Genomic DNA, 26,913 nt, shown 5'->3' with positions numbered 1-26,913 from the left:
GCGTCAATGGTTAGCGATGCCTGGCGCGGCACGCACGAACTTCCTGTCGGTCACCTGGTCGACCAGGAACTTCGCAACGTTGCCTCTGGAGAGCTTCGTGCCGAGTCTGGTTTTTCCATACCAACCCACATCCACGCGGCCATCGGCGGGACCATCCTTTAGGTTCGGAATGCGTACCAGTGTCCAGTCCAGGTCCGAATTGGCGATCAATTCGCCAGTCGCCTTGATGTCCTCATACCCCTTGCTCGCGATAACCTTGAACAACAGCGCGAACGCATGAGCTTTGAAGGCAAAGCCATCCTTGGGATCACGATAGGCAGCCGTAGAAATCTGGATAAGACGGCGCACGCCCGCGCGCTTCATCGCGGCGATGATGTTGGTCAAGCCGCGCATGATCGGCTTATCGCCCTGCACCTTGAGACTGTTGGGACCAAGGGCGCTAATGACCGCATCGGCACCCTGGACGCACTTCGCAATGGCACGCTGGTCTTTGAGGTCGCCGACAACGATTTCTACCCTTCCCGCGAACGGCGCGATAGTTTTTTTCCCGGCCATGAGGTCACGCAGCCTTCGCCAACAAGGCTTTGATGGCCGTTTCGGTGTTGGCGATTGCGGCATGCGCCGCATCGGGGCCGAAAACCGTGCCTTCGACGCGCACTACTTCGACGTCGGTCAGGCCAATGAAACCGAGCAGGTACAGCAAATAATTGGTCTGAAAGTCGAACGGTGCCCAAGCACCTTCCGAGAACACGCCACCGGTAGCGGTAACGAGATAGGACTTCTTGCCGGCCAGCAGCCCCTTCGGCCCAGTATCGCCGTAGCCGAAGGTGACGCCCGGCCAAGTGACGTGATCGAACCAAGCCTTGAGCTGCGAGGGCAGACCGAAGTTGATCATGCCCGAACCGAGCACGATCACATCGGCGACCTTCAACTCATCGACCAATTCTTGCGCGACCTTCACCGCCTCGACCTGTTCCGGTGTGCGATCTTCGGGTTCCGTGATCCGGCCCTGGATGTAGGCTGGCGTGATGTGCGGCGGCGGATTCGCGGCAAGGTCGCGCACGGTCAGCGGACCGCCCGAGCGGGCTTGGATGCCATCGGCGATTTCGGTGGCAAAGCGAGTGGAAAGGCTGTCAGCCCCGCGCGGGCTGGAAGTGACAAGTAGGGTGTGGCTCATGGCGGCTCCAAGGTATAAAAAGAGAACTTAGTAAGGTATTGATTCTTACTTACCAATTTATACAAAGGATGGTATGGTTCCTGCCGCTTCCCCACAAGAAGGCACACGCATGTCACTTAGTCACCCCGAGCTACCTGCCGATATGCCTGCACCTGACGCTGGCGGCTGCTTGGCAACTCGTGAAATCCTGGATCGCATCGGCGACAAGTGGAGCCTCTACATTGTCGCTATGCTGGCCAATGGCCCGCGGCGCTTCAACGAATTGAAGCGCGGCATCGACGGCATTTCCCAGCGGATGCTGACACTCACCTTGCGCGGATTGGAACGCGACGGACTGATAACGCGAACGATGTATCCAACGATTCCTCCTCGCGTCGATTACGAACTCACTGACATGGGAAGAACGCTGTTGAAGCCTGTCATGGCGTTGGTCAACTGGGCGAGCGAGAATCAAGTCTCCATTGCCGAGGCGCATAAACGTTTTGACGAGGCACCGGAGCCAGATCAGGTCTCGATTCAGGGCGTTGTCTACCAGCGTCGATAGACGGGTCCAGACCGTAGGCTTGTGCCAATACAGCGGCGAAATCCAAATGCCGGCTCCCGTTGGGACCTGTTCCAACGCGGATCTTTCGTGGGCTGAGAAGGCGCTGCATTTTCCGATCTATCCAACCATGAGTCGGCCACGACCAATCGGAAAAGTCGCATAGCCTGACTTGGGTGTCCGCTCCCTGAGCCAAACGGGACGCCTCAACGTCTCGCCGTTGACGCAAACCACTGACGCTTCATGGCCGAACACCGTCGTAGACCGAGTTCCCAATGCGACGTCGACGTCGCAGACATGTATCCGGCAAGTCTAACGAACTTGCTCGCTGATCCAATACTTCCACCTCGTGTGTTCCCAGCCTCAACGCACCGGCCACGCAGACGTTGCGGCGCCGCGCTACCACCGCCAGCCTTCGCCGGCGATATCCGCCCAGGCATCGCTTTCCGACGCGCAGCGATGCGGTTCGGCCGTCAGCGCGATCGGACCAGCAGGTCGTCGACGCGCCGGTCGAACGCGTCGTCATTCTCGAACGGCACCCGCAGCACTGTCACGCCGTCGCGGGCCGGGCATGTCGCGGATGTCGGCGACGGCGTCCAGGCCGTGATTCGCCAAGTTGTGGCTCGGCTGGTGCGTACTCGCGCGCTGCAGGTCCGCGGCCGCGTTTGGGGTGGGCGATCGCCAGCTGGTCGGCGGACCGCGCAAAGATTCCCTTGGCCAGCCTCCCGACCACGTCCGGATGCAACGCCGCGCCGGTCACGAGGTGCGCGATCAGCGGCGTGTCGGCCGGCGACGTCTCGAGCGTGAGCGGCATTGGCACGGTGCGCGCGCCGGCCCTTGCCCATCACGCGCAGACTCCACGCGTCGTCCAGGGCGCCGTCGAGCGCGGTACGCGTGAGCGCGCCGGTGGTCGCCACGGCAAGCTCGGCGCGGCGCAGCCCGGTCGCGTAGGCGAACAGCAGCAGGAAGCCTGACGTGCCAACGGCGCTCTCGCGCCTGGCTATCGCGTTTGAACACTACAATGAGCGCCACCCGCACAAAGCCCTGAAATACCGCTCGCCTCGCGAGTTCAGGCGTGCTGCGGTGTCATCAACCTAACGGTGTCCGCGTGTCCTGAGTTACAGGGGCAACTCCAGCGACTTGCTCTTCGCCGCACCGCATTAGCGGAATAAGCGGACACGATTAGCGCTATAACGGACGCCATTAGCAGAATCTACGAACTTCAACAGCTGGTCGGTGGCGCTACGTCGGTCCGCCGGTCGGCAACGACGACATGAGCGTACAACCGCACTCGCACGGATCTCCGTGTTGCGCCACCTCGCGGCCGTTATCGCGCGCTCCCGCCGTCGCGCCGGAGATATGGTTGTCGCCATGCTTGGGACACGAAACCGGGTCGCCGAGCCGCGCGACGCCCCTACCCATGAAAATGCAGGTGGTCGATCCGGCCAGTACTTCGCCATTAGAACTGGTACGGTCGCCGACACGTATCACGCCGGCCATGTGTGGTCCTTGGTTGGTGCGTCGCCGTGGCGGCGAATCGTGCTCATCCGCCGGACGCACGCGTATTAGTCGGGGAATGCATCTTCCATCAACGTCACGGGTTCGCCGTTCACGGAGAACTTGTACTGGATAGCATTCTTTGCCGGCACTGACCGGGTCGTGAACGTGACGGCCGCGCCGCCAGTCATAAATTTCCTGTCCACTTCGTCGCTGGCGATCTTCCCGGAGATCACCGCAGCCGAGTACGGCGACAGCGCGGGCGGGAGGCTCAGGTTCTTGACTAGCGTGCGCATGCTCGGGTTCTGTTCCGCGCGATTGGCGACGTTCGCTTCGTAGATGTATTTCCAGCCGGTGATCTTCTTCATGTGGTCGACTTCGTCGTCGTCCCACTGATACTTCTTCAATAGCTCCGGCAGTGTGATCAGCGCATTCTTGCTCACCCTGAGGCAGCACAGCACGCCCGTCTTCGTACCGGCATCGACGAGGCCGCTGAACACCGTGTCTTCATTGATCTTGCGGTTGACGAATATGATGTCGTGACGCGACACGTTCGCGCCGCCGTGCGGGTCGGCAACGGGAAGTTGTTCCCACACACCGACAGCCGGAACTTCGCCTGCGATCGAAACCTGGCAGGCTGAGGCCAGACACACCCAAGCAGCAATTCTTCGCATATCCTTCCTTGATCAACGCCCGGTATCGGACCAATGCATGTTTTCTTTCGGGTAATAGTGGACGCCATAGCCGTAGCCCACGAGCTTCAGGTCGGCGAACGACTTGAGCTCGACTTCGTGACCGCTCGCATCCTTGATTTTCTTGCCGACGTAACCCGTGATGTTGATGTCAACCGCCGCGCCGTAGTTGTGGCGAGACCGCCCCGGCTTTCCGACGGCCTGCCTTGCGGAATGGATGTTGATCTCAAAGCCCGCGCACATGTCCTTCGCGGCCTTGACCGACTTCTCCAGATCCATGCTGCCGTCCGGTTTGCGGTGCACCCAGTCGATGTTGACACCGCTGTACGGCGGCACGTTGTCCGGACTCTCGTGCCCCTTCGCGATTTGGAACGCATGGTACATCAGGTACGACCGCTGAATGGGCCGGAGCGCTGCGTTAACCTTCACGGTGATGTGCGCATTGCGCATTGCGCCGATAAACGCGCTCGCGGCGGCCTTGAATGTATCGTTGAGCGACTCAAGCGAGGCGCTACCGGGAAAGCGCTGACACCAGACGGCGCCGCTCGGTTCGAGCGTCGGCGAGCTAACGACCGTCTGTGGGCGGCCGTTCGGAGACCGCTGGTGAATCACGCCGCTCGCGTTCGGATTAGCGCTTGCGCCCGCATTCGCGCTCGCGCGCTGGGGCTGGGCCGGAGCAGCGGCTGGTGCCGGATTTGCTCGCTGCGCGCCGTGCGAAGCGGAACCCTTTCCCGCGACCGAGCCTGAACTCGCCGCCGCCGGTGGCGTGGCCACTGAAGCGGTTGTCTTGCCGCCAGTCGCGCCGCTTTGCTTCGACGCGTTGGCGGGCATGGGCTTCGGCACGGGTTGCGCTTTTGTCTCTGCATCGGCCGCAGGCGCGTGCGTGGGCGAAGCCTGTGCCTGTTCGCCGGCCATCGGAGGAACCTTGAGGTGCTGTCTCGCGTAAATGTGATCTGGGTCTTTCAGGCCGTTCGCGCTTACCATCGCGTCGACGGTCGTGCCGTACTTCGCTGCGATTGACGAAATCGTTTCGCCGGACTGCACGATGTGTACGCGCGGACGCGTGTCCGCCGCTCCGTCATGCAGGCGAGGGCGCGTGGGGACCAGATGGTATGGCGCATTGAACGTGAAGGCCGACGCCGGCGAAGACGACGAAAACCCGCCGACCGCTTCCGCGACATCCTGGTCGCGCTTGTATGCGATGTGGACGTTGTCGCCGAGCAATCCGCTGTAGATCCACGGCAGTTCGCCGCTGTCGTTCGTGCGTGCGTCGAAGCTGCCTTGTTCGCCCTTGATCTGCATCGACTGTCCGGCGAATGGCTGGTTCGACTTGTCGAGCATCTGCACTTGCACGGGCTTGCCGAGGTACTTGACGACGCCGGGCACCCAGCCTTCCTTTTGTTCCATTGCCTCGGACACCGCCTTGAACTTCTCATCGCTCAGCGAGCCGACGACATCGCTCGACGACACGCCAGCCTTCTTGGTTACGTGGCTGATGTAGCCCTCGGTGTCGTTTTCCGAGGGCGGTGCGTAAGCGGTGATCATGCCCCGAATGGTCTTGTCACCATAGACTTCCTTGAGAAGCTTCTGATGCGCGAGCTGGCCGCTCGCTCGGTCCGGGAAAATGATGAACAGGGCTTTCGAATTGCTCGTGCGCTGAGCATAGCCGATCGCCGTTTGCATTACATAGCGGCCCAGTTTGGTCAGGTTACCGGGATTACTCATGCGCCACGCGAAAGATCCGCCGATATAGAGCGTCTCGTTGCCGTCCGCGTCGAAATAGTGAACGGTCCGCCGCTCTCTGTCATAGGTTGCCCTGACGAACATGCGTCACCCTTATCGCGAAAAAAATTCTTTGGTGAGTGCGTCGCCCGCGTTCATGTAAGTCGCCTTGCTACGCGAAGTCTGGGTCAACTTAAAGCGAGCGACATCGAGGTTGCCGTCGAAGCGGTAAACCTTGAAATTGACGGGCGCGGGCTTCACGTACAGATCCGGTGCATCCGCTCCGGTTTTTGTCGCCTGCACCGCGTACAGCGCGCCCCCGGAGCGATACATCGCGATGGCCTGAACGGTCGAGTCCGCCGATTCGACCGTCCTGAATGTTGATGTCCACGCAGAACTGACCCACCGGGGATGCGGACAAAATCTTGGACTACTTTGGAGGTAGTCCATGTATTCATACGAAGACCGCGTTCGGGCGGTCGAGCTGTACCTGAAACTCGGAAAGCGCGTCAAGGCGACAATCCGCCAGTTGGGTTACCCGACGAAGAATTCTCTCAAGGCGTGGTGCGAGGAATTCGAGAAGAGTGGCGATCTGCAGAAAGAGTATGTTCGCGTAAAGCCAAAGTACTCAGAAGAACAGAAGAACCTGGCACTTGAGCATTACGTCAATCACGGGCGCAGCTTCAGCTTCACCCTCAGGGCATTAGGCTATCCCTGTCGGCAGATACTGACGGCGTGGGTTCGCGAGCGCTATCCGGAAACCAGGAAACGCGTGGTTGGCAAGGCAGGCCGACCGGCCGTGTCATTGGCGACCAGGCAGCTCGCGGTGTACGAACTGTGCACACGGGAAGGAAGTGCACAGGCGGTGGCGCAAAAGCTGGACGTCGACAGGGTGTCGCTGTACAACTGGAAAAACCAGTTACTCGGCCGAGGGCCCCCTGCATCCATGAAGCGCGACAAGGGATCACCATCAGAGACGGATCGGGACGAACTGGAGCGGCAGGTCGAAGAGCTCCGGCGCGACATTCGCAATCTGAAGCTTGAACACGACCTGTTGAAGAAGGCGAATGAACTCGTAAAAAAAGACCTGGGCGTCGACCTGCCACTCCTGAGCAATCGGGAGAAGACGAGGCTGGTTGACGCCCTGAGAGAAGAATACGGTTTGACTGAGCTGCTTGAGCGGTTGGACCTGGCGCGCAGCTCCTATTTTTATCATCGGTCGCCCATACGGGTTGCCGACAAATATGCAGATGTCCGTCGTACCGTTGCAGAGATCTTCGAGGACAATCACCGATCCTACGGCTATCGTCGGGTGCAAGCAGCGCTTAGCAGGAAACGAGTGTTTCTATCGGAGAAAGTCGTGCGTCGCCTCATGAAACAAGGCGGCCTCCACGCAGCAAGGCCCAAGCGGCGCCGATATCGCTCTTATATCGGGGAAATCAGCCCTGCCCCAGATAACATCATCAATCGCGATTTCCACGCGAACGCCCCCAACGAAAAGTGGGTGACGGATATTTCCGAGTTCCAGATTCCTGCGGGGAAGGTATATCTATCGCCCATGATCGACTGCTTCGATGGGATGGTAGTCAGCTGGTCGATTGGCACAAGCCCCGACGCAGAGCTCGTGAATTCCATGCTAGATGCGGCTATCGAGACCGTGACCGAGGACGACGAGACGCCGATCGTGCATTCCGATCGGGGTGGCCACTACCGTTGGCCTGGCTGGCTATCGCGGGTTGCGAAGGCTAAGCTGATCCCCTCCATGTCGCGTAAAGCCTGTTCACCGGACAACGCGGCCTGTGAGGGATTCTTCGGCAGGCTAAAGACTGAGATGTTCTATACAGGAGACTGGCGTTCGACGACCATCGCGGAGTTCGTTGAGGTACTGGACGCCTACGTTCGCTGGTACAACGAGAAACGGATCAAGGGCTACCTTGGCTATCTCAGCCCCATCGAGTACCGTGAAAGCCTCGGGTTAGCAACGTAAATCAGTCCAAGAAAATAGCCGCATCCCCGGTGGGTCAAGATTCGGTGAAAATCAACATCCCGGCCTAACATGCAAGCTCGTCATCGCGGCCTCGGGATCATCGAGGTAACTCAAACAGTCAATCAACGCGTCCATGTTGTTGCCATAAAACGCGGGAAAACCAAAGATCTGCGAGAAGACCCGATGGAATGAAGGCCAGTCCGTAATTTTAGTCGTGTCTACGAATACGTTCGTCATCGCGCTATTCCGAATTCCATTTTGCGTCTGACCGGTTCCGATAGATGCTCCATCGTCGGATCGTTGACGATTCTGGCACCGAGTACCAGTGACCGTTCCTGGCCGAGGCTGTGTCAAAACGCCGGTGATCGCCTAGACTGAATCAACCTGTTGGGGCGCGAGGCGAAGATGGGGCGATTTGTCGAAGGTGCAGACCGTAATCAGGCCGTGCTGCTGCCGGAATGCCTCGATGACTTCATCGCCGAGGACAATCCGGTCAGGATTATCGACGCATTCGTCGAAGAGCTCGAACTGGTTTCCCTGGGATTTGAAGGGGCCACGCCTGCGGCCACAGGCCGGCCGTCTTACCACCCGACTGTGCTGCTCAAGATCTACATCTACGGCTATCTCAATCGTGTGCAGTCGAGCCGTCGCCTGGAGCGAGAGTGCCAGCGCAATGTCGAACTGATGTGGTTGACTGGCCGGCTTGCGCCGGACTTCAAGACCATTGCCGAGTTCAGGCGAAGCAATGGAGAAGGCATTCGCAACGTATGCCGACGCTTCGTGATGTTGTGCCGTGACCTGAAGCTGTTCACGCAAGCGGTCGTGGCGATCGACAGCAGCAAGTTCAAAGCGGTCAACAGCCGCGACCGGAACTTCACGCCCAACAAGATTGAGAAGCGCCTCGAGCAGATCGAGCAAAGCATTCAGCGGTACCTGGATGCATTGGAGACGGCTGATCGCACTCAACCGGTCGAGGTAGAGGCGAAGACCGAGCGACTACAGGAGAAGATCGACATGCTGCGCGAACAGATGCGAGATCTGAATCGTGCAGCAGAAATCCTGAAAGGCCTCCCCGAAAAGCAGGTCTCGCTAACCGATCCCGACTCACGCTCGATGATCTCGCAGGCCAAAGGCACGGGCGTGGTTGGCTACAACGTTCAGGTAGCCGTCGACACCCGGCATCACCTCATCGTGACGCACGAAGTGACGAACGTCGGCAGCGATCGGGCGCAGTTGAGCCCGATGGCCAAGGCCGCGCGCGATGCCATGGGCAAGAAGAAGATGAAGGCACTGGCAGACCGTGGATACTTCAGTGCACCCGAAATCAAGGCGTGCGATGACGCTGGCATTGCTGCATTGGTGCCCAAATCGCAGACATCCAGCGCCAAGGCCGACGGGCGGTTCGACCGGGCTGACTTCGTCTATATCGTCGAGGATGATCAGTATCAGTGCCCGGCCGGTCAACGGGCGATTTACCGATACAGTTCAGTTGAGGGCGGCAACCTGATGACCCTGCGTACCTACTGGAGCAGTGCGTGTCCGCGATGCCCGATCAAGAGCCAGTGTACGCCGGCTGATTACCGACGAATCCGGCGGTGGGAGCACGAAGCGGTGCTTGAGGCGATGCAGCAAAGGCTGGATCACCAGCTCAACGCCATGACGATACGACGCCGTACAGTCGAACATGTGTTCGGCACGCTCAAGCACTGGATGGGCGCGACTCACTTCCAGACACGCGGGCTTGGATGCGTCGCGGCAGAAATGAGCTTGCATGTGCTGGCATACAACCTCAAGCGCGTCATCAGGATTCTGGGGTTCTCCAAGGCGATGCAAGCGATGAGGTTGGCAGGCGTATGATCTCACGCGTTGACGCCCCTAACTGGCATTGCACGATCAGATCCGCCGCTCGCAAACCGGCGCCCTGCAAACGCGCTCATACCCGCACCCCGTTGGTTGGTTATGACGTTTTTACACAGCCTCGGCCGAACGGAGTCAGCCAACCCGCCACTGCTCGTTTAATCCAGTCCAAGCGCTTTCCGCATGCGCCCTACGACCCGGCGCAAGCACCGGCTCGTATCGCACCCAGCCCCGTCCTCAACTAACCTCAATAATCACCTTCAACGCATGCGTTTCCGCCGCGCGACCGAACGTGTCGTACGCCTGCCCGACGTCGTCGAGCGAGAAGCGGTGCGTGATCAGTTGCATCGGATCGAGCCGCCCCGCGCGCACGGTCTTCAGCAGCATCGGCGTGCTGACGGTGTCGACGAGCCGCGTCGTGATCGCGATGTTGCGATCCCACAGCTTCTCGAGATGCAGGTCCGCCTTCACGCCGTGCACGCCGACGTTCGCGACCACGCCGCCCGGCGCGACGATCGACGTGCACATCTCGAACGTCGCCGGAATGCCGACCGCCTCGATCGCGCAATCGACGCCGACGCCGTCGGTCAGCTTCATCACTTCCGCAACCGTGTCGCCGGCGCGGCCGTCGACGCAATCGGTCGCGCCGAAGCGGCGCGCCACGTCGAGCCGGTTGCGGTCCGGGTCGATCATGATGATCTGGCCGGGCGAATAGAACTGCGCGGTCAGCAGCGCCGCGAGCCCGATCGGGCCGGCGCCGACGATCGCGACCGAACAGCCCGGCTGCACCTTGCCGTTCAGCACGCCGCATTCGAACCCGGTCGGCAGGATGTCGGACAGCATCACGAGCGCGTCCTCGTCCACGCCGGGCGGCACCCGGTACAGGCTCGTCTCGGCGTGCGGAATCCGCACGAATTCGGCCTGCGTGCCGTCGATCCGGTGCCCGAGGATCCACCCGCCCGTCGCGCAGTGCGAGTACAGGCCGCGGCGGCAGTTGTCGCAGCGGCCGCACGACGAGATGCACGAGACCAGCACGTGATCGCCCGGCTTCAACGTGTCGACCGCCGCGCCGACGCGCTCGACGATCCCGACGCCTTCGTGACCGAGGATGCGGCCCGGTTCGCACGACGGCACGTCGCCCTTGAGGATGTGCAGGTCGGTGCCGCAGATCGTCGTGCGCGTCATCCTGACGATCGCATCGGTCGGCGCCTGCAGCTCAGGCATCGGCCGCTCCTCGAGCGCCTTGCGCCCGGGGCCCTGATAAACGAGTGCTTTCATCGGTGTTCCTCCATGGAAATCAGGTTTCTAGCACGTATGCGCCAGGCGCCGCCGCGAAGCCGGCGGCCGGCACGCGCGCCGGCACGTCGCCGGTCGATTGCGCGCGCAACCAGTCGCGCCAGCAAGTCCACCACGAACCTTCTACGGGCGGCGTGTCGCGCACGAAGTCGTGCCCGCTGCGGTAAGGCGCGCCGTGCTCGCGGGTCGCGCAGCGATAGTGGCGGCCCGGATGGCCCGGTTCGGACACGATCCCGGCGTTGTGGCCGCCCGCCGTCAGCACGAACGTCAGCGCGTTGTGCGTGAGCAGGTGCAGCTTGTAGACCGAACGCCACGGCGACACGTGATCGCGTTCGGTCCCGACGACGAACATCGGCGCAACGAGATCCGACAGCGCGACCGGCCGGCCGTCGACGCAATAGCGGCCGGCCGCCAGGTCGTTGTCGAGAAAGAGCTGCGTCAGGTATTCGGTGTGCATGCGATACGGCATGCGCGTGGTGTCGTCGTTCCACGACATCAGATCGTTCGGCTTCGTGCGCCGCCCGAGCAGGTACTCGCTCATCATGCGCGACCAGATCAGGTCGCGCGCGTTCAGCAGCTGGAACGCGGCGGACATCTGCGAGCCGTCCAGATAACCCTGCCGCCACATCAGCGCATCGAGCGCCGCCAGTTCGCTCGCGTCGATGAACAGGCCGAGCTCGCCGGGCTCGCTGAAATCGGTCTGCGCGGCCAGCAACGACACCGAGCGCAACGCTTCGTGCTGCCGGCCGTCACGCGCGAGCGCCGCCGCGCCGATCGCGACGAGCGTGCCGCCGAGACAGTAGCCGGCCGCGTGCACCGCCTCGCCGCAGATCGACCGCGCGGCGTCGAGCGCGGCCATGCAGCCGTCGCGCAGATAATCGTCGAGCCCGAGCCCGCGCGCTTCGGCGCCAGGGTTGTGCCACGACACGGCGAACACCGTGTAGCCGGAATCGACCAGGAAGCGGATCAGCGAATTGTGCGGCTGCAGGTCGAGAATGTAGTACTTCATGATCCACGACGGCACGATCAGGATCGGCTCGCGCGCGACGTTCGGCGTCATGGGTTCGTACTGCAGCAGTTCGCACAATTCATTGCGCCACACGACCCGGCCCGGCGTGATCGCCACGTCGCGCCCCGGCAGATAGGGACGCGCATCGTGCGCGCGCTGCTCGCCGGTGTGCTCGAACAACGCGCGCGCGTCGTCGGCCCAGTGCCGCAGACCAGTCGCCAGATTCGCCCCGCCGCTGCGCATCGTAGTGTCGAGCACGACCGGATTGGTCGCGACGAAGTTGCCGGGCGAACACGCGTCAAGCCACTGGCGCGCCGCGAAGCCGACCAGTTCCTCGTGATGCCGCTCGACGCCCGGCACGCCCCGCGTCGCGTCGCGCCACCAACGCTGAATCGCCAGGAAATTGTCGCGATAGACGTGAAACGGCCAGGCGTCCCACGCGGGCGCGGCGAAGCGCGGGTCGGCTTCCCCCGCGTGCACGGCCAGGCCGCCGGGGTCGGCCGCAGCGGCGTCGCGCACCTGCGACGACGGCGCGACGGCCGCCTGCCACGCCTGCGTCGCAAGGTCGAAGCACTTGCCCGGCGACACCGCGAGATGCGCGCCCCAGTCGAGCACGGCCAGCGCCATCGACACCGGCGACAGGCCGAACGTCATCGCGGCGAGGCTTGCGTGCGCCGCGCGGTTCCATTGCTCGACGGGCGTCGCATCGGCCGGCGCAGTGGCGAGCGCACACGGCGCCGGTTCGTTCGGCTGCGGCAGCCGTATCGCTTCCTGCGCGAGCGGCGCGCGCATCGCGGGTGCATTCATCAGATTTGCTCCGGGAAACCGGCCTGCCGGTCGCAAGACGCGTGCAGTGGAGCGCGTATCGCGCCGGACCTTCAACGCGGCGCACGCGCATCGCCGGATGAGGAAAGCCTGCGTCCGCGGACGCAGGCACACGTCAATGCATGTGCATCCCGCCGTTCACGGCAAAATCGGCGCCGGTCGCGAACGCGCCTTCATCCGAGCACAGGAACGCGACGAGCGCCGCGATCTCGTCGGGCTGCCCGAGGCGGCCCACCGGAATCTGCGGCAATATCTTCGCGTCGAGCACTTCCTTCGGCACCGACTCGACCATCGGCGTCGCGAGATAGCCCGGCGACACGGTATTGACGGTCACGCCGTGTTTCGCGAGTTCGAGCGCCAGCGCCTTCGTGAACCCGTGCACGCCGGCCTTCGCGGCCGCGTAGTTGGTCTGTCCGTACGCGCCCCGCGAGCCGTTCACCGAGCCGACGTTGACGATGCGGCCGAAGCCGCGCTCGATCATCCCGCCGACGAACGGTTTCGTCATATTGAACAGGCCGTCGAGGTCGGTGCGCAGCACCGCATCCCATTGCGCCTTCGTCATCTTCGCGAACGTGGCGTCGCGGGTGATGCCCGCATTGTTGACGAGCACGTCGACGTGCCCGAACTCCGCCAGCATGCGCGCCGCGCAGTGCTGACACGAATCGTAGTCGGCCACGTCGACCTCGAACGCGTGAAACGTGCGGCCCGCCTCGCGCTCGCGTGCGATCCACGTCGCGAGTTGAGCGTCGCCGTTCATGTACGACACGGCCACGGTGATGCCGGCATCGTGCAGGCGCCGCGCGATGGCGGTGCCGAGGCCACCCGTCCCGCCGGTGACGAACGCGACTCGTTCAGCGCCCATGGCCGTTCTCCGGTGCGTCGACCTTGCCCTTCAGGCGGCGTACGGCAGTCGGTGCGCCGTCGGTCGCGTCCTCGATCCCGTGCTCGAGCGCCGTCATCCATTCCGCCCACGGCATGCTCGCTTCGTTGACGGCGGCGAGCCGCTCCAGGTCAGGCAGCCAGTCGGTCTGACTGCGCGACAGCACACCCGCGCCGTATTCGCGCAGCCAGGTACGCCACACGCCGGCATGCTCGAACTGCGCACGCATCGACAGCTCGCTGGCGTCCTGCCACAGCGCGACGCTCGCGAGCGCGTAATCGCTCATCACCTGCCGGCTCGCTTCGCCGAACGCGGTCCATTCGCCGCTGCCGGCGAGCGCCTGCTGCAACCGGCGCACCGCGTCGCGGTCGCGCTCGATGCCCCGGCCCGCCAGTGCGTGCCATTCGTGCTGCCAGTCGCGGTTCAGCGCCGCCATCCGCAGCGCGAGATCGCAGCTCGCGCGGCAAACGTCAATCGGTGTCGTCAAAGCGTAGGTGCTCATCGGCTTCCCTCGTTCGGTCCGGTCAATCGGTTGGCATGCGCCCGGTGCCCGTACGTGGCCTCGGCGGCGCGACCGCCTAACTGTGCGGGCAAGCCGCGCAGCGCCCGTTGATCTGAGTCAAGCACGCGGAAAGCCCGCTCCGTAGACTGGATTGCACTGACGGATCCACCGTCGATGGAGCGACCGTGATGGGCTACAAGAGCATCGTCGTGCACCTCGATACGAGCGGGCGCGCGCATTCGCGCCTCGAGTTCGCGCTGCGGCTGGCGCGGCGTTTCGACGCGCATCTGACCGGCCTGTTTGCAGTCTATACGCCGGAACTGACTTCGTTCTACGTGATGGCCGGGTCCGCCGATTACTTCCGCGAGCATCGCGCGCAGCGCGACGAACGCCGCGCCGCGCTGGAGCGGCTGTTCCATGCCGAGACCGCGCGCGCGAAGGTGCACGCCGCGTGGGTCGAGGCGGACGCGCGCGCCAACGTCGCGGTGCCGCGCGCCGCGCGCGTGGCCGATCTCGTGATCGTCGGCCAGGGCGATCCGGACGATCCGGACACCTACATCGACGACCAGTTTCCGGAGAATCTCGTGCTGTCGGCCGGCAGGCCGGTGCTGTTCGTCCCGTATGCGGGCGAGTATCCGTCGCTCGGCGAGCGCGTGCTCGTCGCGTGGGACGGCAGCCGCGAGGCCGTGCGCGCCGCCCACGACGCGATGCCCTTCATCGAGCACGCGAAGCGCACGACGGTCGTCGCCGTGGTCGACGGCAATTCGGCGGCGGCGGCCATGCGCATTCCGGCCGCCGATGCCGCGCTGATGCTCGCGCGCCATGCCCGCGACGTGAGCGTGCTCGACATCGATGCGGGCGACGGCCGCGCGATCGGCGACACGCTGCTGTCGCGCGCGTACGAGACCGGCACCGATCTGCTCGTGATGGGCGCTTACGGCCATTCGCGCTGGCGCGAGCTCGTGATGGGCGGCGTGACGCGCACGGTGCTGGCGTCGATGACGTTGCCGGTCCTGATGTCGCACTGAGCGATACGATGCGTACGCGTGCGATCCTCGTGATCAACGCGGGCTCGTCGAGTGTCAAGTTCGCGGTATTCGCGTATCCGCCGCATGGCGATCCCGAGCGCAGGCCGTTGCATGACGGCGAGGCTGTCGCGGCCGGCAACGGCATCGCGATCCGCTTCGACGCCGATCGGGACGGCACGCTGCCGCTCAGCGCCGGCGACCCGTACCGCGCCGTGCTGGCGCAGGTCGCGATGTGGATCCGCGTACGCTTGCCCCACGTCACGCTCGCCGCAATCGCGCATCGCGTCGTGCACGGCGGCGCGCGCTTCGCGGAGCCGGTGCTCGTCGACAACGACGTGCTGGACGCGCTCCGTACGCTGACGCCGCTCGCGCCGCTGCACCAGCCGCACTGCCTGGACGCGATCGCCGCGTTGCAAGCGGCATGGCCGGGACTGCCGCAGGTCGCGGTGTTCGACACCGCGTTCCATCGCACGCTGCCCGTCACCGAGCAACGGCTGCCGTTGCCGCACGCGTGGTTCGACAAGGGCGTGCGCCGCTACGGATTCCATGGCCTGTCCTACGCCTACCTGTCCGTCGCGCTCGACGAAGCCTTCGGCACGCGCGCGCACGGCCGCGTGATCGCCGCGCATCTCGGCAGCGGCGCTAGCCTGTGCGCAATGCGCTCGCTGCGCAGCGTCGCAACCACGATGGGCTTCTCCGCGCTCGACGGTCTGATGATGGGCACGCGCTGCGGCACGCTCGATCCTGGTGTCGTGCTGCACCTTCTCGACGTCGGGCACCTGTCGCCCGACGCGCTCGGACAGATCCTGTATCACGAGTCGGGGCTCAAGGGCGTATCGGGCATTTCCGGCGACCCGCGCGTCCTCCTCGAGCGTGAAGCCGCCGGCGACGCAATGGCGCGCGATGCGCTGGCGCTGTATGTCCATCGGATCGTGCGCGAGGCGGGCGCGCTGGCCGCGCTGCTCGGTGGCCTCGACATGCTGGTGTTCACGGCCGGCATCGGCGAGCATTCCTCCGTACTGCGCGAGCGGATCTGCGCGGCGTTCGGCTGGCTCGGCGTCGAGCTGGACACGCGCGCGAATGCGGCCCATGCGCACGTGGTGTCGGCGGCGGCGAGCGCGGTCACGGTCGTGGTCGAGCCGACCAACGAGGCGTGGGTCGCGGCGCGCGCGGCGGTGCGCGTGCTGCGCGGCAATCGCGACGGTTGATCCAGATCAGCGCGACCGGCGTGCATGCGCCGATGATGATTGCATCGATCTTCGTTCAAGGGAACCGCCATGTACTCGCATATCCTGGTCGCGCTCGACGGCAGCGACACGTCGTCCCGCGCGCTCGACGCCGCCCTGGATCTCGCGGCGCAAATGGGTGCGCGGCTGACGCCGGTCTACGTCGTCGATTTCCTGGTGCCCGCGTACGACACCTACGGCTACGATCCGTCGCTCCTGATCGACGCGTTCCGCAAAGAAGGGCTGCGCGTCACCGACGACGCAGCCCGGCGCATGAAGGCGCGCAACGTGGCCGGCACGCCGCAGATCTCGAACGTCGCGCCCGAGGGCGACGACATCCCGCAGCGGATCGTGACGGTCGCCGGCGAGATCGGCGCCGATCTGATCGTGCTCGGCACGCACGGCCGGCGCGGCTTCCGGCGCCTCGTGCTCGGCAGCGTCGCCGAGCGCGTGCTGCGCCACGCGAAAACCCCGGTTCTGATGATTCCGGCCGGTTGCATATCGAACCACCCGGCCGAAACCGCCACCGCATCGACCGAAAAGGAGCCGTCATGAGCTACAAGACCTTGCTCGTCCATCTCGACGACAGCGAGCGCTGCCATACACGCGTCAAGCTCGCGCTCGATCTTGCGCAGCGCTGGAACGCGCACCTGATCGGTCTCTACGTGGTCTGCCAGGACCTGTTCGAGCCGCTGTTCCGGCCCAGCGAGCCGCTCAAGCTCGCCGTGTACGAGCGGCTGTGCGAGGAGCGCCGCAAGCAGGCGGAGGAGCGCTTCCTCGACGCGGCCGAACGCGCGGGGCGCAGCGTCGAATGGCGGGCGCCGACCGGCAACGCGACGGAAGCCGCGATCCTGCATGCGCGCCACGCCGATCTGCTGGTCCTCGGCCAGGTCGATCCGGACGATCGTCTGACCTATGTCGCGCGTAATTTCGTCGAGGACGTCGTGATGGCCAGCGGACGTCCGGTCATCGTCGTACCGTACGCGGGCCACGTGCGAACGCTCGGCGAGAACGTGCTGATCGGGTGGGACGGCGGCCGCGAGGCCGCGCGGGCGGTGGCCGACGCGATGCCGCTGCTGATGCGCGCGCGGTTCGTCAACGTCGAAACGGTCGCGCGCAAGCGCCCCGATCCGGACAAGACGCCGGCCGGCGTCGACGTCGCCGCCTACCTCGAGCGCCACGGTGTGCGCGCGTCGTTCTCGACGACACCGCGCGAAGGTGACATCGGCTCGGGAGCGACGCTGCTGAACCGGGCCAGCGACCTGCATGCGGATCTCATCGTGATGGGCGCGTACAGCCACACGCGGATGCACGAACGCGTGCTCGGCGGCGCGACGCGCACCATCCTGGAAACTATGACGGTGCCGGTTCTGCTGTCGCACTGAGCGGGTCTACCGGGCGGCCGTCTGCTGGCCGCCCGTCTCTCCTTTGACGAAGCGTCGCCGTCACAGCATGCCGGCGCCCGCACCCGGCCCTTCCCGTACCACCAGCACCGGCCGGTCCGCGTCGCGCAGCAATGCTTCCGCGACGCTGCCGAGCAGCGCCCGGCGGATGCCCTGACGCCCGTGCGTGCCCATCACGATCAGGTCGGCATCGCATTCCGCGGCCGCGCGCGCCAACACGTCCGAGATGTCCTGGCCGTTCGCTTCGACCGTTTGCGCGATGCCGCGCACGCCGGACAGCTGAAACGCCGTTTCGGCGTCCGCGACCGCGATCGCGGCCTTGTCCGCATCCAGCCCGGCCGGGTCGCGCTGCTCGACATATCCGCTGTCGACGTCGGTGAGCCGCGGCGCATCCGACACCACGCACATCGCGATGACGAGGCCGCCCGACTCGCGCGCGAGCGAAATCGCCTCGTCGAGCGCGAGCCGCGAGCCGCGGCTGCCGTCGAGCGCCGCGAAAATTCTTCGATACATGGTGCCTCCCTGCCGTCATGCGGATTCGATGGATTCGTGAAGCCAGTCTGATCGCGGCCGGCGGCGCGCGATTGACGCCGGTCAAGCAGATACGGCGGCGCCCGTATCCGTCGGTCCCGATTGGCGAACGTCACCGTGACGCGCATAATTCCGACGACATCGCAGTTCCGGGCGGTGCCGCGTGTCGTGCCACGCGCCGCCAGCCCGCCGACGACCCGCTCCGTCAGGATGAACGGCAATGACAGTGAATCCCCGCGCCTTCAGGGCCGGACCGGTTATGCCCGGTGCCCGGCCCGCCCGACGTGCCGCGACGGCCGCGCCGCGGACGCTCGCAGCGCGCCATCTTCCAAGCACGTGCCGCCTCGCCGCTGCCGTATCGGGAGGCGGCACGCGTGCTTCCGTGTTACCGCCCGTCGGGCCGCGATCCGGGGCCGCATCACGCCGCCGGTTCGTGAGTCTCGCTTCGGATGGACGGCGCGAAATTGTCCACATCGGCACTTCGCAGCCGGGCGATGCGCCCGACGCCCGGTCAATGCGGCGGCTGCCGCGCACGGCGCGAACGCGCCCGGCGGCGCCGGCCGCAAACGATATCCGGCAGGAGGACGCGCCGACATGATCAAGGTACTCCTCGCGGACGACCACGCGCTGGTACGGGAAGGCCTGCGCCACATCCTGCAGAACGCCAGCGGCTTCGAAGTCGCCGGCGAAGCGCAGGACAGCGTATCGACGATCGCGCTGATACGCGGCACGGACGCGAACGTGCTGGTGCTCGACCTGTCGATGCCCGGGCGCAACGGCGTCGAGCTCATCAAGCAGATCCGGGAGGAACGGCCGGCGCTGCATATCCTCGTGCTGACGATGCACGCGGAGCAGCAGTATGCGGTGCGCGCGTTTCGCGCGGGCGCGTCCGGCTACATGACCAAGGAAAGCGCGAGCGCCGAGCTCGTCGCTGCGCTGACCAAGATCGCCGCCGGCGGCGTCTACGTGAGCCTCGCGATGGCCGAGCAGTTCGCGCAAAGCCTCAACGAGCCGGCCGACATGCTGCCGCACCAGCGCCTGTCCGATCGTGAATTCGACGTGTTCCGCCGGGTGGCGGCCGGCCAGTCGATCTCCGAGATCGCGCACGAACTGTGCGTGAGCGTGAAGACCGTCAGCACCTACAAGACCCGCATACTCGAAAAGATGCAGATGCCGAACGAAGCGGCGCTCGTGCGCTACGCAATGCGGCACAAACTGTTCGATGATTCCGACGAACTCTGACAGGCGGCGCCGGCCGCCCGCGCCGGCGCGCGCCTTCCGCCACGGCGCCGCTCCCGAGGCCGCGGCGGCGACCCGCGCGGCAACGCGCCGCACGCCTGTAGGAATCGCCCTACACGGCTTCCACGTTGCCTACCTCATCTTCAATTCCGGCTGATTTCCTTGACGTCGCGCAACATCCATACTCCATTCCAACAAAAACACTGAACGTGCCTCGCGGAGCATGGGCGGCATCGAGGAGACCGGCGTAGCGGTCTCCCGGCTCGCCGGACGCGTCAGCGGGGCATCCCCCACAGGAAGGCGGCAGAAACCAAGGCCGCCGGTACAACGGTCAGCGCGAGTCCGCCCGATGGCGGGCCGACGCTGCCCCCAACTGGAGCCGATCATGCAAACCATTGCGAATGTTGCGACGAACCTGCCGTCCCGCCCGTTCATCCCGCTGCACCGCGTCGAGCCTGCCGACCAGCCCAAGCGCACCGCGTCCCGCTGTTCGTCCTGCGCGCTGCGCACCGTATGCATGCCGCAGTCGCTGACGCCCGAGGAATTCGCGCGCGTCGATGCGATGATCTGCACGACGCGTCACGTGAAGCGCGGCGAGGCGCTTTACCGCTCGGGCGATGCGTTCCACAGCATCTACGCGGTGCGGACCGGTTCGTTCAAGACCGTCGTGATGCATCGCGACGGCGGCGAGCAGGTGACGGGCTTCCAGATCGTCGGCGAGCCGCTCGGGCTGGACGGCCTGCATGCCGGACGTCACAACGGCGACGCGATCGCGCTCGAGGACAGCACCGTCTGCATCATCCCGTTCGGCCAGCTCGAACAGCTGTGCCACGAGGTGCGGACGATGCAGCATCACGTCTACCAGATGATGAGCGGCGAGATCGTCCGCGAATCGGGCCTGATGCTGCTGCTCGGCACGATGACGGCCGAACAGCGCGTCGCCGCGTTCCTGCTGAACCTTTCCACGCGCTTCAAGGCGCGCGGCTATTCGTCGGCGGAATTCGTGCTACGGATGACGCGCGACGAAATCGGCGGCTATCTCGGCATGAAGCTCGAGACGGTCAGCCGCATGCTGTCGAAATTCCAGCGCAAGGGCATGCTCGCGGCGCAGGGCAAGCAGATCCGCATCGTCGATTCGGCGGGCCTCGGGCAAATCTGAGCGCGCGGCGCCAAACGGATCCACGAGGATCCCAACGGCGCCGAACCACTCGGAGCGGACCGAAACGGCGCGCGCGGCGCCGTTCAACCAATCGGCCCACTCGGCCCATTCGGCCACTCAACCGCTTACCCGCCCATCCCGAGCACCGCGGCGCCCGACACGCGTCCCGCGCGCAGGTCGTCGAGCGCGCGATTCGCATCGGTCAATGCATAGCGCACGGCCTCGACGCGCAGCGGCATCGCGTCGGCGAGCCGCATGAATTCCACCGCATCCACACGCATGAGGTTCGCCACCGACGCGATGCGGCGCTCGCCCCACAGCAACGCATACGGGAAGGCCGGGATGTCGCTCATGTGAATGCCGCCGCACACGACGATGCCGCCTTTGTCGACCGCGCGCAACGCCGCCGGCACGAGTGCGCCGACCGGCGCGAAGATCAGCGCGGCATCGAGCGTCTCCGGCGGCGGCTCGTCGCTGCCGCCCGCCCATGCCGCGCCGAGCCGGCGCGCGAGCTGCAGGGCGGCGGCGTCGCCGGGCCGCGTGAACGCGAACACCTTGCGCCCCTCCAGCCGCGCGACCTGCGCGACGAGATGCGCCGCCGCGCCGAAACCGTAGATGCCGATCCGTCGCGCGTCGCCCGCCATGCGCAGCGTGCGATGGCCGATCAGGCCCGCGCACAGCAGCGGCGCCGCCTGAAGGTCCGAATAGCGTTCGGGCAGGTGCACGCAATAGCGGCTGTCGGCCACGGTGCGCTCCGCGTAGCCGCCGTCGATCGTATAGCCGGTAAAGCCGGGGCTGTCGCACAGGTTTTCGCGGCCGGACGCGCAATACACGCAGTGTCCGCACGTCGCGCCGAGCCATGGCACGCCCACCCGGTCGCCGACCGCGAAACCCGTCACGCCGTCGCCCAGCGCCGCCACCGTGCCGACGATTTCGTGCCCCGGAATCAGCGGCAGCCTGGGGTCGGGCAGATCGCCGTCGACGACGTGGAGATCCGTGCGGCACACGCCGCACGCATGCACGTCGATCAGCAACTGCCCCGCCGCGGGCGACGGGTCCGGCACGCGCGCCTCGCGCAGCGTGGGCGTCGTGCCGTCGAACATCATCGCAAACATGCTTTTCTCCTTCGCGCGAATCGCTTTCGCGCGCCTCGTGTTGCAACGCTAATCGCAGCGCAGCCGGTCTGCACGGCGCGGTGACGCGCGCTTGACGTGGGTCAACGGGCACCCGCCCGTTCCTGACACGATGAAGTGGCGTGACGCCGCCCGAGCGACGCGTTGGAGATGACCGAATGATATCCGTTCCCCCCCTTGCCGCGAGCGCCCATCCCGAACACCAGCTGAAGGCGCTGCTGGCCTATGCGGTGCTGGCGCCGTCGAGCCACAATTCCCAGCCGTGGCGGTTCATCGTCGACGGCGCGACGATCTTGGTGTGCGCCGATCGCATGCGTGCGTTGCCGGTCGTTGATCCGTTCGACCGCGAGCTAATCATCAGTTGCGGCGCGGCGCTGCTCAACCTGCGCGTCGCGCTCGTTCATGCGGGCTTCGCGCATATGATCGGCGCGTTCCCGTCCGACGTCGATCCCGACCTGCTCGCGCTCGTGCGCGTCTGCGACGACGGCTATTCGGACGCCGCGCTCGGCGCGCTGTTCGAGGCGATCCCCGAGCGCGTGACGACGCGTGCGCCGTTCGAAGCGAGCGCAGTGCCCGACGACCTGCAGCAAGCGCTGATCGCGGCCGGCGTCGCGGAAGGCGCCGAGGTCGCGTGCATCGATGCGCTCGCGAATCGCGCCCGAGTGGCCGAGCTGGTCGCCGAAGCCGATCGTCAGCAGTTCGCCGATCCGCGCTTTCGCCGCGAGCTGGCGAGCTGGATCGATCCGCGCCGGCATACCGACGGGATGCCGGCCTTCGCCGCGGGCGTACCGACCTTGCTCGACTTCGCCGCGCCGGTCGTCACGATGGCCGTGCGGACCTTCGATCTCGGCAACGGGCTTGCCGCGCTGCATCACCAGCTCGTCGGCGCGTCGCCGCTGCTGGTCTGCATCGCGACCGCGCGCGACGACCGCGATGCCTGGCTCGCCGCAGGTCAGGCGCTGGAGCGGATGCTGCTCGTCGCCGCGCGCGCCGGCTATACGGCGTCGTACCTGAACCAGCCGATCGAAACGGCCGCGCTGCGCAAGCAACTCGCGCACCTGTTCGACCTCGGCGGCGAACCGCAACTGCTGCTGCGCGTCGGGCGCGGCCCGCATGCGCCGCATTCGCCGCGCCGGCCGCTCGACGAAGTGATCTCCTGATTCCTGCAAGGACCACCAGATGAAACTCCTGCGTAGCGCAGCGTTGTGCGCGTTCGCCGCGACGGCCGGCATCGCCGCCGCGCAGACTGTGGTGCCGGAGCCCACCGAGCTCGTCGACGCGCAGCACTGCATGTTCTGCCATACGCCCGACATGCCGTTTCTCGCGCCGTCGTTCCACGCGATCGCCGAGCGCTACCGCGACGATCCGCACGCCGCCGCCGAACTCGAACGCAAACTGCGCGTCGGCGGACGCGCGCACTGGGGCGACACGCCGATGCCGTCCGCCGCCGAGCGCGGCGGCCCGCTGTCGCGCGACGACGCACACCGGCTCGTGCAGTGGGTGCTGAGCCAGTGACCTTCGCATTGCCTTTCCGCTCATGTCGACCGTAGTCAAATCCCCGCTCAAACGCGGGTCCGCCGCTGCCGTGCAGAGCAAGACCGCGCGCCGCACGCCGCGCGACCGGCCTGCCGCGAAGGCGCGCCGCAAACGCGCATGCCGGCGCCCCGGCGCGCTGGTCGGCCACGACGATCGGCTCGGCATCGCGCGCCAGGTCCGGCGCATCACGAAGCGCGCGGCGCGTACGCCCGTGGAAGATGACGCGACGCTGCTGCAAGGCGCCGGCATGCGGGGCATCCGGCTGCAGCTCGACTACTGGAAGGCCGAGGAACGCCTGCAACGCGAGCGCATCGGGCATGCCGTCGTGATTTACGGCAGCACCCGCATCGTCGCGCCGGCTGTGGCGAACGCGCGGCTGGTCGACGCGAACCGGCTGCTCGCGGCACGCCCGCACGACGCCGTCCGGCGCCGCGCGGTGACGGCCGCCAGCCGGCTCGTCGAACACAGCGCGTACTACGGCGTCGCCCGCGAATTCGGACGCATCGTCGCCCATGCGGACCGGTGCGCGCGCAGCGCACGGCTCGCGGTGGTCACCGGCGGCGGCCCAGGCATCATGGAGGCCGCCAACCGTGGCGCGTTCGAAAGCGGCGCGCCGAGCATCGGCTTTAACATCGAGCTGCCGCGCGAACAGGCGCCCAATCCGTACCTCACGCCTGACCTGTGCTTCCGCTTCCACTATTTCGCGATCCGCAAGCTGCACCTGCTCGAACGCGCGAAGGCCGCGGTGTTTTTCCCAGGCGGCTACGGCACCTTCGACGAGCTGTTCGAGGTGCTGACGCTGCTGCAGACCGGGAAGATCTCGCCGCTGCCGGTGATCCTCGTCGGCGAAGCGTACTGGCGCCGCGCGGTCGACCTGCCGTTCCTCGCCGACGAAGGCATGATCGATCGCCGTGATCTCGAGCTGTTCACCTACTGCGAGACTGCGCCCGAGATCTGGCATGCGATCGGCAACTGGTACGCGCAGCGCAGGCCGACACGCGCGGTGCGGCGCAGGGCTGCGCCGAAGCCGCGGGCCGTGTAGGAATCGGCCGACGCGCCGGGCACGATTCCTACCGCGACTTCGGGGCGCGCTGATTGAATCGCGCACGCGCGGCGCCGATACTGAATTCAAGGATACCGGCCGCCCGGCACCCCGCTCGCACGGCAACCAGGAGAGACGCCATGTCTTACGCCGACTATCGTTCCGATTCTGCGATGCAGGCCGACACGCGCGCGGCTGCACTCGACACGGCCGCGCTCGTCGCGCTCGCGCGCGACGCCGGCATGCTCGTCACGCTCGATGGACTGATCGGCCGCGAGCGCTACGAAAGCGTGACGGGGTCGATCGCGACGCTGGCCCGCTTCGCGCAGGCGCTGCAGCTTGCGATGCTCGAGGCGGCGTGATGCCGCGCTTCACGCTGCCGCGCCGCGGCCTCCACGACCCGCGCGATGGCGCCGCGCGCCACGTGCGTGCGCGCACGCGTCGACCTGCGCGCGGAAGCTGGCGCCGGCTCCGCTGCGCGGTGCGGGCCGCGTCGCGCTGATGCGACTGCCCGTCGGAGCACGTATCCCATTGCACGCCCATCCCTGCCCGTCGAACCCGCGATGAACCGGCCTTGGTCCGCGCGCGTCGCGCGCATGCTCCCCGGCATCGCACTGCTTACCCACTACCAGCGTGCGTGGCTGTCGCGCGACCTGTACGCGGGCCTCGCGCTGTCGGCCGTGCTGCTGCCGGTCGGCATGAGCTATGCGCAGGCCGCCGGCCTGCCGGCCGTGACGGGACTCTACGCATCGATCGCCGCGCTGCTCGCCTATGCGCTGCTGGGCCCGAGCCGGATTCTGGTGCTGGGGCCGGATTCGGCGCTGGCCGCGCTGATTGCCGGCGCCATCGCGCCGCTCGCGGGCCACGACCCGTCACGCGCGATCGCGCTCGCCGCCGCGCTGGCGCTGTCGGCCGGCACGATCTGCGTGCTGATCGGCGTCCTCGGGCTCGGCTTCGTGACCGACCTGCTGTCGCGCCCGATCCAGTACGGCTACCTGAACGGCATCGCCATCGCGCTCGCGATCGGCCGATTGCCGGAGCTGCTCGGCATGCAAACGTCGGGCGGCGACGTGTTCGCCGGCGTGCAGCACATCGCGCATGCGCTCGTCGATGGCCGGTTTTCCGTCGCGGCGGGGCTGCTCGGCGCCGGCGTGCTGGCGGCCATTTTCCTGATGAAGCGCGCGCTGCCGCGCTGGCCCGGCGTGCTGCTCGCCGTGATCGGCGCGACGATCGCGACGCGGCTGTGGCCGCTGCCCGGCGTCGCGACGATCGGCGCGTTGCCGGCCGGCATCCCCGCGCCGCGCCTTCCGGTCGTGTCGCTCGCGGACGTCGCGGCGCTCGCGTCCGGCGCGTTCGCGGTCGCGCTCGTGTCGCTGGCCGACATCAGCATGCTGTCCCGCGCGCTCGCCGCGCGCGCCGGCGACACGCCGGACCGGAACCAGGAACTCGTCGCGCTGGGCGCCGCCAATCTGCTGGCCGGCCTGATGCAGGGCTGCGCGGTCAGCAGCAGCACGTCGCGCACGCCGGTCGCGATGGCCGCCGGCGCGCAGAGCCAGGTCACGAATCTGGTCGCCGCCGCCTGCATCGTGCTGCTGCTCGCCGTCGCGCCGACGCTGCTCATGCGGGTGCCGCGCGCCGCATTGGCGGCGGTCGTCGTCTATGCGGCGCTCGGCATCGTCGACGTCCGCAGCGTCGCGCGGCTGTACCGGATGCGCCGCGGCGAATGCCTGATCTCGGTGCTGTGCTTCGCGGGGGTGATCGGCTTCGGCGTCGTGCCCGGCGTCCTGCTCGCGAGCGCGCTGTCGCTGCTGTCGTTCGTGTGGCGAGCCTGGCATCCGTACGACGCGGTGCTCGGCCGGCTGACCGGCGTGCGCGGCTATCACGACGTCGCACGGCACCCGGACGCCGTGCAGACGCCCGGGCTCGTGCTGTTTCGCTGGGACGCGCCGCTGTTCTACGCGAACGTCGAGATTTTCTGCGAGCACCTGCACGCCGCAATCACGCGCTCGGCGAGCCCGGTCACGCGCATCGTGGTGGCCGCCGAGCCGGTTACCGACATCGACGTGAGCGCCGCCGACCGCCTCGTCGCGCTGCACGCCGAACTGGCGGAGCAACGCATCGAACTCGATTTCGCGGAGATGAAGGGGCCGGTCAAGGACCGCCTGCGCGCCTACGGGCTGTTCGACACGTTCGGAGAGGCGAACTTCTTTCCGACGGTGACCGATGCGGTTGCCCGGCACGTTCAGCGAACCGAGGGGCATGCGCGCGCGTGCAAGAAGAAACGCGCGATGCGCAAGCGTGCGGCGCGGAAGGCGCGTTAGGGTGCTGGAGGTGTCGGCTGCGTCGAACATGATCTGCGTAAGGGAAGACTCGATCTCTCGGTCAGCGGGAGCTCAGGTCCGGGATTGCCTGGTCGTCACTTCGTCACGGGCCGCGATCGACCCGGCGCCGCCGTTCGACTCGAGCACAAGCGATCACTCGAAGGCTGCTAAAAACCGGATCGCGCGATGCCTGATTCTGCCCCGGACCGGGAACGCGACTCCAGCGACGGCAATGCCCGCGCATGATCCATACATGCTTTTCAGACCCGCACATGCGATACGATGCGCACTCGCCGCCGCAGCGGTGCCA

Annotated in this window: 28 protein-coding genes and 1 pseudogene; 16 read left to right on the top strand and 13 right to left on the bottom strand. The window is 66.2% G+C overall.

The window, feature by feature from the left end; genetic code table 11:
- Nucleotides 1-3: 3 nt before the first annotated feature.
- A complete protein-coding gene (locus WJ35_RS15170) occupies nucleotides 4-555 on the bottom strand; it encodes an NAD(P)-dependent oxidoreductase (protein ID WP_069239472.1) in 552 nt (183 codons plus the stop codon).
- 4 nt (nucleotides 556-559) lie between these two features.
- Nucleotides 560-1,177 carry an FMN-dependent NADH-azoreductase gene (locus tag WJ35_RS15165; RefSeq protein WP_011879997.1) on the bottom strand — a complete coding sequence of 206 codons (618 nt, stop codon included), beginning with the start codon at nucleotides 1,175-1,177 and terminating at the stop codon, nucleotides 560-562.
- Between the two features lie 109 nt (nucleotides 1,178-1,286).
- On the opposite strand from WJ35_RS15165, the gene WJ35_RS15160 reads away from it, so the two are divergent.
- The 3 genes and pseudogenes from WJ35_RS15160 to WJ35_RS31255 form a co-directional block, all read left to right on the top strand.
- Nucleotides 1,287-1,721, top strand: coding sequence for a winged helix-turn-helix transcriptional regulator (locus WJ35_RS15160; protein WP_043292613.1), 435 nt, complete (start codon nucleotides 1,287-1,289; stop codon nucleotides 1,719-1,721).
- Nucleotides 1,722-2,497: 776 nt separating this feature from the next.
- Nucleotides 2,498-2,692 carry a hypothetical protein gene (locus WJ35_RS32525; RefSeq protein ID WP_155121919.1) on the top strand — a complete coding sequence of 65 codons (195 nt, stop codon included), beginning with the start codon at nucleotides 2,498-2,500 and terminating at the stop codon, nucleotides 2,690-2,692.
- Nucleotides 2,685-2,816, top strand: a pseudogene (locus tag WJ35_RS31255) (integrase core domain-containing protein); the annotation flags it as partial. The gene WJ35_RS32525 and the pseudogene WJ35_RS31255, both read left to right, overlap by 8 nt.
- Nucleotides 2,817-2,960: 144 nt before the next feature.
- On the opposite strand, the gene WJ35_RS30140 reads toward WJ35_RS31255, so the two are convergent.
- From WJ35_RS30140 to WJ35_RS15140, 4 genes are all read right to left on the bottom strand, one after another.
- Complete coding sequence (locus WJ35_RS30140) at nucleotides 2,961-3,140, bottom strand: PAAR domain-containing protein (protein ID WP_230459715.1); 180 nt, start codon at nucleotides 3,138-3,140, stop codon at nucleotides 2,961-2,963.
- A 143-nt stretch (nucleotides 3,141-3,283) separates the two neighbouring features.
- Complete coding sequence (locus tag WJ35_RS15150) at nucleotides 3,284-3,889, bottom strand: hypothetical protein (RefSeq protein ID WP_155121918.1); 606 nt, start codon at nucleotides 3,887-3,889, stop codon at nucleotides 3,284-3,286.
- 12 nt (nucleotides 3,890-3,901) lie between these two features.
- Nucleotides 3,902-5,734, bottom strand: a complete 1,833-nt coding sequence (locus WJ35_RS15145; protein ID WP_080484338.1) for a LysM peptidoglycan-binding domain-containing protein — start codon at nucleotides 5,732-5,734, stop codon at nucleotides 3,902-3,904.
- 9 nt (nucleotides 5,735-5,743) lie between these two features.
- The gene (locus tag WJ35_RS15140; protein ID WP_155121917.1) at nucleotides 5,744-6,079 is read right to left on the bottom strand and encodes a hypothetical protein; all 336 of its coding nucleotides are present in this window, start codon (nucleotides 6,077-6,079) and stop codon (nucleotides 5,744-5,746) included.
- Between WJ35_RS15140 and WJ35_RS15135 the strand changes: the two genes are divergently transcribed.
- Nucleotides 6,078-7,616, top strand: coding sequence for an IS3-like element ISBmu11 family transposase (locus tag WJ35_RS15135; protein ID WP_069239470.1), 1,539 nt, complete (start codon nucleotides 6,078-6,080; stop codon nucleotides 7,614-7,616). The genes WJ35_RS15140 and WJ35_RS15135 overlap by 2 nt on opposite strands.
- Before the next feature lie 51 nt (nucleotides 7,617-7,667).
- On the opposite strand, the gene WJ35_RS30135 is transcribed toward WJ35_RS15135, so the two are convergent.
- Nucleotides 7,668-7,853 (bottom strand): barstar family protein, encoded by a 186-nt coding sequence (locus WJ35_RS30135; protein ID WP_059474834.1) that lies wholly within the window; start codon nucleotides 7,851-7,853, stop codon nucleotides 7,668-7,670.
- A gap of 168 nt (nucleotides 7,854-8,021) precedes the next feature.
- Between WJ35_RS30135 and WJ35_RS15130 the strand changes: the two genes are divergently transcribed.
- Entirely contained in the window at nucleotides 8,022-9,473 is a 1,452-nt protein-coding gene (locus WJ35_RS15130; protein ID WP_059464014.1) for an IS1182 family transposase, read from the top strand.
- A gap of 237 nt (nucleotides 9,474-9,710) precedes the next feature.
- On the opposite strand, the gene WJ35_RS15125 is transcribed toward WJ35_RS15130, so the two are convergent.
- The 4 genes from WJ35_RS15125 to WJ35_RS15110 all read right to left on the bottom strand — a co-directional run bounded on the left by WJ35_RS15125 (nucleotide 9,711) and on the right by WJ35_RS15110 (nucleotide 13,985).
- Nucleotides 9,711-10,751 (bottom strand): zinc-dependent alcohol dehydrogenase family protein, encoded by a 1,041-nt coding sequence (locus WJ35_RS15125; protein WP_069239469.1) that lies wholly within the window; start codon nucleotides 10,749-10,751, stop codon nucleotides 9,711-9,713.
- A 19-nt stretch (nucleotides 10,752-10,770) separates the two neighbouring features.
- Nucleotides 10,771-12,585 carry a PHA/PHB synthase family protein gene (locus WJ35_RS15120; protein WP_080484337.1) on the bottom strand — a complete coding sequence of 605 codons (1,815 nt, stop codon included), beginning with the start codon at nucleotides 12,583-12,585 and terminating at the stop codon, nucleotides 10,771-10,773.
- A 133-nt stretch (nucleotides 12,586-12,718) separates the two neighbouring features.
- Nucleotides 12,719-13,465: a beta-ketoacyl-ACP reductase gene (locus WJ35_RS15115; RefSeq protein ID WP_069239468.1), complete on the bottom strand. Its 747-nt coding sequence runs from the start codon at nucleotides 13,463-13,465 to the stop codon at nucleotides 12,719-12,721.
- Nucleotides 13,455-13,985, bottom strand: a complete 531-nt coding sequence (locus WJ35_RS15110) for a hypothetical protein (protein ID WP_011880389.1) — start codon at nucleotides 13,983-13,985, stop codon at nucleotides 13,455-13,457. The genes WJ35_RS15115 and WJ35_RS15110 overlap by 11 nt, the downstream gene beginning before the upstream one ends.
- 188 nt (nucleotides 13,986-14,173) lie before the next feature.
- On the opposite strand from WJ35_RS15110, the gene WJ35_RS15105 reads away from it, so the two are divergent.
- The 4 genes from WJ35_RS15105 to WJ35_RS15090 all read left to right on the top strand — a co-directional run bounded on the left by WJ35_RS15105 (nucleotide 14,174) and on the right by WJ35_RS15090 (nucleotide 17,624).
- The gene (locus tag WJ35_RS15105) at nucleotides 14,174-15,013 is read left to right on the top strand and encodes a universal stress protein (RefSeq protein ID WP_069239467.1); all 840 of its coding nucleotides are present in this window, start codon (nucleotides 14,174-14,176) and stop codon (nucleotides 15,011-15,013) included.
- Nucleotides 15,014-15,021: 8 nt separating this feature from the next.
- Nucleotides 15,022-16,221 carry an acetate/propionate family kinase gene (locus WJ35_RS15100; protein WP_069239466.1) on the top strand — a complete coding sequence of 400 codons (1,200 nt, stop codon included), beginning with the start codon at nucleotides 15,022-15,024 and terminating at the stop codon, nucleotides 16,219-16,221.
- Nucleotides 16,222-16,290: 69 nt separating this feature from the next.
- Entirely contained in the window at nucleotides 16,291-16,794 is a 504-nt protein-coding gene (locus WJ35_RS15095) for a universal stress protein (protein ID WP_069239465.1), read from the top strand.
- Nucleotides 16,791-17,624 (top strand): universal stress protein, encoded by an 834-nt coding sequence (locus tag WJ35_RS15090; protein ID WP_069239464.1) that lies wholly within the window; start codon nucleotides 16,791-16,793, stop codon nucleotides 17,622-17,624. Before WJ35_RS15095 ends, WJ35_RS15090 begins: the two co-directional genes overlap by 4 nt.
- Before the next feature lie 60 nt (nucleotides 17,625-17,684).
- Here the strand turns inward: WJ35_RS15090 and WJ35_RS15085 are convergent, their stop codons facing one another.
- Entirely contained in the window at nucleotides 17,685-18,155 is a 471-nt protein-coding gene (locus tag WJ35_RS15085) for a universal stress protein (RefSeq protein WP_069239463.1), read from the bottom strand.
- A 612-nt stretch (nucleotides 18,156-18,767) separates the two neighbouring features.
- Here WJ35_RS15085 and WJ35_RS15080 point away from each other — a divergent pair.
- Together WJ35_RS15080 and fnr are read left to right on the top strand one after the other, a co-directional pair.
- Complete coding sequence (locus tag WJ35_RS15080) at nucleotides 18,768-19,415, top strand: response regulator transcription factor (protein ID WP_060236567.1); 648 nt, start codon at nucleotides 18,768-18,770, stop codon at nucleotides 19,413-19,415.
- 382 nt (nucleotides 19,416-19,797) lie between these two features.
- Nucleotides 19,798-20,571, top strand: coding sequence for a fumarate/nitrate reduction transcriptional regulator Fnr (gene fnr, locus WJ35_RS15075; protein WP_069239462.1), 774 nt, complete (start codon nucleotides 19,798-19,800; stop codon nucleotides 20,569-20,571).
- Between the two features lie 125 nt (nucleotides 20,572-20,696).
- Here fnr and WJ35_RS15070 read toward each other — a convergent pair whose 3' ends face one another.
- The gene (locus WJ35_RS15070; RefSeq protein WP_069239461.1) at nucleotides 20,697-21,686 is read right to left on the bottom strand and encodes a zinc-dependent alcohol dehydrogenase family protein; all 990 of its coding nucleotides are present in this window, start codon (nucleotides 21,684-21,686) and stop codon (nucleotides 20,697-20,699) included.
- 176 nt (nucleotides 21,687-21,862) lie between these two features.
- On the opposite strand from WJ35_RS15070, the gene WJ35_RS15065 reads away from it, so the two are divergent.
- From WJ35_RS15065 to WJ35_RS15045, 5 genes are all read left to right on the top strand, one after another.
- Nucleotides 21,863-22,864 (top strand): Acg family FMN-binding oxidoreductase, encoded by a 1,002-nt coding sequence (locus tag WJ35_RS15065; RefSeq protein ID WP_069239460.1) that lies wholly within the window; start codon nucleotides 21,863-21,865, stop codon nucleotides 22,862-22,864.
- Nucleotides 22,865-22,883: 19 nt separating this feature from the next.
- Nucleotides 22,884-23,219, top strand: a complete 336-nt coding sequence (locus WJ35_RS15060) for a c-type cytochrome (protein ID WP_069239459.1) — start codon at nucleotides 22,884-22,886, stop codon at nucleotides 23,217-23,219.
- A gap of 22 nt (nucleotides 23,220-23,241) precedes the next feature.
- On the top strand, nucleotides 23,242-24,282 hold the full coding sequence (locus tag WJ35_RS15055; protein WP_155121916.1) for a TIGR00730 family Rossman fold protein: 1,041 nt from the start codon (nucleotides 23,242-23,244) through the stop codon (nucleotides 24,280-24,282).
- Between the two features lie 140 nt (nucleotides 24,283-24,422).
- Nucleotides 24,423-24,644: a hypothetical protein gene (locus tag WJ35_RS15050; protein ID WP_069239457.1), complete on the top strand. Its 222-nt coding sequence runs from the start codon at nucleotides 24,423-24,425 to the stop codon at nucleotides 24,642-24,644.
- Nucleotides 24,645-24,845: 201 nt separating this feature from the next.
- Complete coding sequence (locus WJ35_RS15045) at nucleotides 24,846-26,603, top strand: SulP family inorganic anion transporter (RefSeq protein ID WP_069239456.1); 1,758 nt, start codon at nucleotides 24,846-24,848, stop codon at nucleotides 26,601-26,603.
- Nucleotides 26,604-26,913 lie beyond the last annotated feature (310 nt).

Source organism: Burkholderia ubonensis (assembly GCF_001718695.1).
Classification (GTDB): domain Bacteria; phylum Pseudomonadota; class Gammaproteobacteria; order Burkholderiales; family Burkholderiaceae; genus Burkholderia; species Burkholderia ubonensis_B.
This window is presented reverse-complemented; position numbering and strand designations above follow the sequence as displayed.